The sequence below is a fragment of the Proteus myxofaciens ATCC 19692 genome, assembly GCF_001654855.1.
In the GTDB taxonomy this organism is placed as follows: Bacteria; Pseudomonadota; Gammaproteobacteria; order Enterobacterales; family Enterobacteriaceae; genus Proteus; species Proteus myxofaciens.
In genome coordinates, this window is record NZ_LXEN01000071.1 from 1 (window position 1) to 5,263 (window position 5,263).

The 5,263-nt window shown below is 35.8% G+C and carries 5 protein-coding genes; 1 reads left to right on the plus strand and 4 read right to left on the minus strand.

What is annotated here, in order from left to right; all coding sequences use genetic code 11:
• Position 1: 1 nt before the first annotated feature.
• The 4 genes from opp1C to M983_RS07765 form a co-directional block, all read right to left on the minus strand.
• Positions 2 to 856 (minus strand): nickel/cobalt ABC transporter permease, encoded by an 855-nt coding sequence (gene opp1C, locus M983_RS07750; RefSeq protein ID WP_066749509.1) that lies wholly within the window; start codon positions 854 to 856, stop codon positions 2 to 4.
• 2 nt (positions 857 to 858) lie between these two features.
• The gene (gene opp1B / locus M983_RS07755; protein WP_066749513.1) at positions 859 to 1,785 is read right to left on the minus strand and encodes a nickel/cobalt ABC transporter permease; all 927 of its coding nucleotides are present in this window, start codon (positions 1,783 to 1,785) and stop codon (positions 859 to 861) included.
• Between the two features lie 68 nt (positions 1,786 to 1,853).
• Positions 1,854 to 3,431, minus strand: coding sequence for a nickel ABC transporter substrate-binding protein (nikA, locus tag M983_RS07760; RefSeq protein WP_066749510.1), 1,578 nt, complete (start codon positions 3,429 to 3,431; stop codon positions 1,854 to 1,856).
• Between the two features lie 22 nt (positions 3,432 to 3,453).
• Positions 3,454 to 4,230, minus strand: a complete 777-nt coding sequence (locus M983_RS07765) for a class I SAM-dependent methyltransferase (RefSeq protein ID WP_066749511.1) — start codon at positions 4,228 to 4,230, stop codon at positions 3,454 to 3,456.
• A gap of 428 nt (positions 4,231 to 4,658) precedes the next feature.
• On the opposite strand from M983_RS07765, the gene M983_RS07770 reads away from it, so the two are divergent.
• Positions 4,659 to 5,222, plus strand: a complete 564-nt coding sequence (locus M983_RS07770) for a hypothetical protein (protein WP_066749512.1) — start codon at positions 4,659 to 4,661, stop codon at positions 5,220 to 5,222.
• Positions 5,223 to 5,263 lie beyond the last annotated feature (41 nt).

Here is a 5,263-nt window from a genome sequence, read left to right on the forward strand (position 1 = left end):
GTCATTTTTTTCTTTTCTCTCCCGATTGGCGATTATCGGCATCAAAAACATCACGTAAAAAATCACCCCAAAAATTAAAAACAATAACAACAAGAGTAATAGCAATACCGGCAGGTAACATCTGCAACGGATGCAATATCATGACATTTTTTGCCTCACTGAGCATATTTCCCCATTCAGGCGTCGGCGGTTGCACACCTAATCCTAAAAAAGAAAGTGCAGAGATAAGCAAAATAATACCTCCAATATCTGCTGATGCTAATACGCCAGTTTCCGCTATCGTCACAGGTAATAAGTGGCGTCGTAAAATATGTGAAGAAGGTGCACCAATAACACGAGAATATGCGATATAGTTTTGATGTGAATATTGGCGAACAATGCCTCTTACCATTCTTGCATACCATGCCCATTTCACTAAAATAACGGCAATTAATATATTACCAATACCTGGCCCCATAATTCCTACTAACGCTAAAATCATAATCTCAGCAGGAAATGACAACACAACATCACATAAACGCATAATCACAGCATCTGTTTTTCCATCGAAAAAGCCTGCGATCACCCCTAATAACCAGCCAATGATTAAAGTGATTATCATCGCTAATAACGCATAAAAAACGGTTGTTCTTATCCCAAATAATAATCTTGAGAAAATACAGCGTCCTAAATTATCAGTACCTAATGGGTAATTTAAACTCATAGGCTGAAATTTTAAGCGTATTGCAGTTAATGTGGGATCGTGTGGTGCTATCCACGGTGCAAATAGGCCCGCAATTAAAATGGCAACAATCACCAATAAGCACAATTGGGCTATTTTATCTTTATATAGGTGTTGCAAAAAAAGCTGCCACATCATTATTTCCTTAGCCGTGGATCAGACATTAATTGAATAGCATCCATAACAAAGTTAAAAAAGAGAAATAACAGTGACATCAATAAAATATAAGCTTGTATCATCGGATAATCACGACCAAATATTGCACTGATACACAGCCTTCCTATACCTGGCCACGCAAAAATATTTTCAATAACAACAGTACCTGCAATTAATTTAGGAATACTCATTCCTAAAGCCGTTAATGAAGAGTAAAGAGAATTTCTTAAAATATGATTGTGCAAAATACGCTTATCGGATAAGCCTCTTGCTCTTGCATAAAAAACATAGGGCTGATGCCATTGATTCAACATTGCACTTCTTAATAAACGTAAATAAGTACCTATATACCCTAAAGAGAGTGCTAATGCGGGTAAAATCACTGATTGAGGTGATAACATTCCACTGACAGGTAGCCAATCTAAATAAACTGCCACACCCCAAATTAATAACAGAGCCAGCCAATAATTAGGTAATGCCGTTAAAATAAAAACAATAAAACGAATACTTTTATCAGCCATACTTTGTGGCTTTGCAACACTCCATAATGCAAGAGGAAGTGTAAGAATAATCGTAAAGAATAATGCGGTAGAGGCTAACCAAAGTGTTGGCGGTAATGCCCTTAACATCTCCTGAATAACGGGTGTTCTTGTTAGAAATGAGGTGCCAAAATCTAATTGCAACATAGACATTAGCCATAAAAAATAGCGTATAAAAAAAGGCTTATCTAAACCTAATTCATGACGCATACCTTCAATAGCTTCTGGTGTTGGCACGATTTCATTAATGCGTAAAGCAACTTCTGCGGGATCTGACGGTGCCAGATTAAGCAGAATAAAAGCAATAAATGAAATGATTAAGGCTAGCGGAAATATCGCTAATAAGCGCCAAAATAAATATCGTGATATAGACATAGGTTAATTATATGGCACCGTTTAAACGGTGCCATAGACTTTATTTTATTAATTCTAGCTACTTATTTTGTTTGAAAGTGCATTTTCTCAAAAGGAATTTCGTATTGAGATGGATTAAAGCCCACATCACCTAATTCACTGCGATAAATCGCTTTTGTTCGAGAATAAGTTAACGGAATATACACCGCTTCATCCGCTAATGTCGTAAATAAGGTTTTATACAATTCTTGGCGATGTGTTTCATTCGGTGTAATAAGCAACTCACTAATCATCGCATCAATTTGTGCTTTATTCTGTAATCCTTTTTGTCCTTGATAATCAGCATGAGCCGGTATTCTAAATGAGGAAACAAAAGAGGCGGGATCATAAGGTGTACCCCATGAAAGTGAGTATTGTAAATCAAAGTCTCCTTTTTTCTGTCTATCTAGAAAAGCTTGTTTTTCTTCACCTAATATCGTTAATTCAACACCTATTTTTTTAAAATCATCCTGAATAAGCTCTGCAATTTCTTTTTCAACTGCATTATTCACATTATAAGAAAGTAATAATTGGAGTTTTTGCTTTTGTTTTTCTCTGATTGTTTTTCCTTTTGGTAAAATCCAACCATCAGCATCTAATAAAGAGGCCGCTTTTGCAGGCTCGTAATCATAAATCGGTGAATCAAAATCGCAATAAGGCACAGTACGTGCCATTAATGTTGGTGCTACTTTTTCACTTCCTGCCAATATACCTTGTGCTATGCCCTCTTTATCTATCGCATATTGCAAAGCTTGGCGTACCTTTTGACTGGATGTTATTGGACGACTGCTATTAAGTACAATTGCACGAGATGCAATAGGTGCACTCATTTGTGTTTTAAACTGATTTGATGCCATTAATTCATTAAATGAGTCCATATCCAACATGTCGCCATCTGCACCAAAAATAAGCTGAATATCACCTTTTTCAAGTGATAACAGCATTGTTTGCCTATCAGGAATGACACGCCAAGTTACGCCTGTTAATAACGGTTTTTTACCCCAGTAATGTGGATTAACCGTAAATTTTGCGTACTGATCTTTTTTATGTTCAGCTAACACCCAAGGACCTGTGCCAATATAATTAGCAACACCTATTTTCGTTTTACCATTAATAAAAGAATGAGGTGAAATAAAGCGAAATGGTCGTGTTAAACCTAATTCAGTTAATGTTGGGTAATAAGGATTTTTTAGATTTAATTTAACCGTATATTCATCAATCACTTCAACATTGTCAATTTGACGAACTAATTCTAACCATGCATGACGTTCATAGTTATCTAATATTGCATCAATATTGAGTTTTACCGCTTGTGCATTAAAAGGCTCACCATCGCTAAATGTGACATCTTGGCGTAAAAAGAAAGTATAACTTTTACCATCAGGTGAGATATCCCAACGCTCTGCTAAATAAGGTGCAACCCCTTTTTCAGTATTTAATACCAAGGGTTCAAATACCATATTCTGTGCTGCCATTTCCCCTGAATAGAGATGGGGATTAATATCACGAATATCTTTTGTACTGGCGTAATCTAATATATTGTTACTTTTATCGGCAAAAGACGAAAAAGAACATATCAGCGTTAATAATAAGGTTGTAAACACTGAAAATAGGATTTTCACTTTATTCTCCTTAAGGATTTTATTATTTCTTTTTTTGTGCGTGGATCATAAACATAGGCGTTGAACCATAGTTAATTTTTTCTTCTTCATCCCATACAAAATCACCAATACGGCTATCCACAATAAAATGACTAAATCCAATATCGAGTAAAGTATTCATATCCCACTGAGGACGCTTGACTTGGCTTAATGGCAATTGACGCGCAATGCGTTCCATCTCTTTAGTATCTGTATTGATATAATGGTCAGGTACTTGTTTACTCGCTGCAAGCTCTCTATCCGCTAAAAAGCCTTGCCAATAATGCTCATCAAAAAGGTGTAAATACCAATTAGCATCAAAATTAATTAACCTACCGTTAGGTTTTAAAACACGAAACCATTCTGAATAAGCCTTGCTAGGCTCTTTTAAATTCCATGTCACATTACGACTTACCACTAAATCAAATTGCTCATCAGCAAAAGAAAGTTGGTGAACATCGCTACGAATAAACTCAATATTAACCTGATGCTTTTTCGCATTATTTTTCGCTTCCAGTAACATACCTGGTGTTGCATCAATAGCAGTAACTTCATGTCCTGATAATGCTAATAATATGGCAAAAAAACCAGGACCGGTGCCAATATCAAGAACCTTTAATCGTTGTCCTTCTTTGACATGACTCAGTAATAAATGGCGCCATTTTTGTTGCTTTTCACTGAGTAATTCCTGTTGATTAGCACCGCTATAGCTTTCTGCTCTGATATTCCAGTAGCGAGTAACATCATCCAATAATTGTTTATTTTCAGTTTTATGTGTCATCAAGAGCCTGCTGTTGTGTCAATGTAAAAAAGAATAAATTTCAAAGGGGGTAATAAGGATAATTGTGGGTAACATACGCTTTAAGCAACAGCGACTCTATGTGCTATATCAATGATGCAATAGGTTAATTAAGGCGCTAAATAAAAAGAATTGTTCACCTCATTCATCCTAAAATGAGAGAGGATAAATAAGCAAATAGTTATTATCTGATAAAGGGGGATTATCAAAATAGCGTAATAATTTGCACGAATTCTGAAACAAAAAAACTATAAATACAAAACAAACATAAGTAGAGAGAATTATTTCATATCAAAAAAATGCGTCTTTTATTTCACCTTTTTTATAAAAACGCTATAGTCAATAATGTCACGACAATAACGTGATATGTTAATAATCAAAGATAGCCGTCATATAAGGCTCTGTAAAATATGAATATAATTTCACAATTAACCACTGATATCACACGTGCCGATTATGCTCTTGCACATCAGCAGCAATTTTTTGCATTGCTAACACAGTATTTTTCGGAGGATTATCAATCACTTTTTGCTATTCCTAACAAAAAATCAGATGATCTGGTTGAGTGGTATTCTCCGGTTTCTGGTGAACCTATCGCGTTGAATGCATTACATGGACAAGAAAAAGATGAAGCTAGAGAAGCATTAGATAAATCTCTTAGCGACATGAAAAAGCAAACTGCATTATTAGTATCACAACATTTCATTACTGATGAAGAGCGCCATATTTTAGATACGGCATCCACACTCCCTGATAGCGACAGTGTGTATATTGTAGATGGTCAGCCTGTTATCACTTGGTGGCCACGTACTACACCATTACCACCACATGTTGCACAAATTACCGCAGGTGCGAGTGCAGCAGCAGCCGGTGCGGCATTGTCTAATATCCCATTAAAAACCCGTAAACGCTGGCTTCGTTGGATTATTCCCTTATTTATTATTTTACTAGTTATCTTATATATCTGCTGGTAAGTCAAAAATACAATAATCATTTTTTCAGTGCTATGTACCGT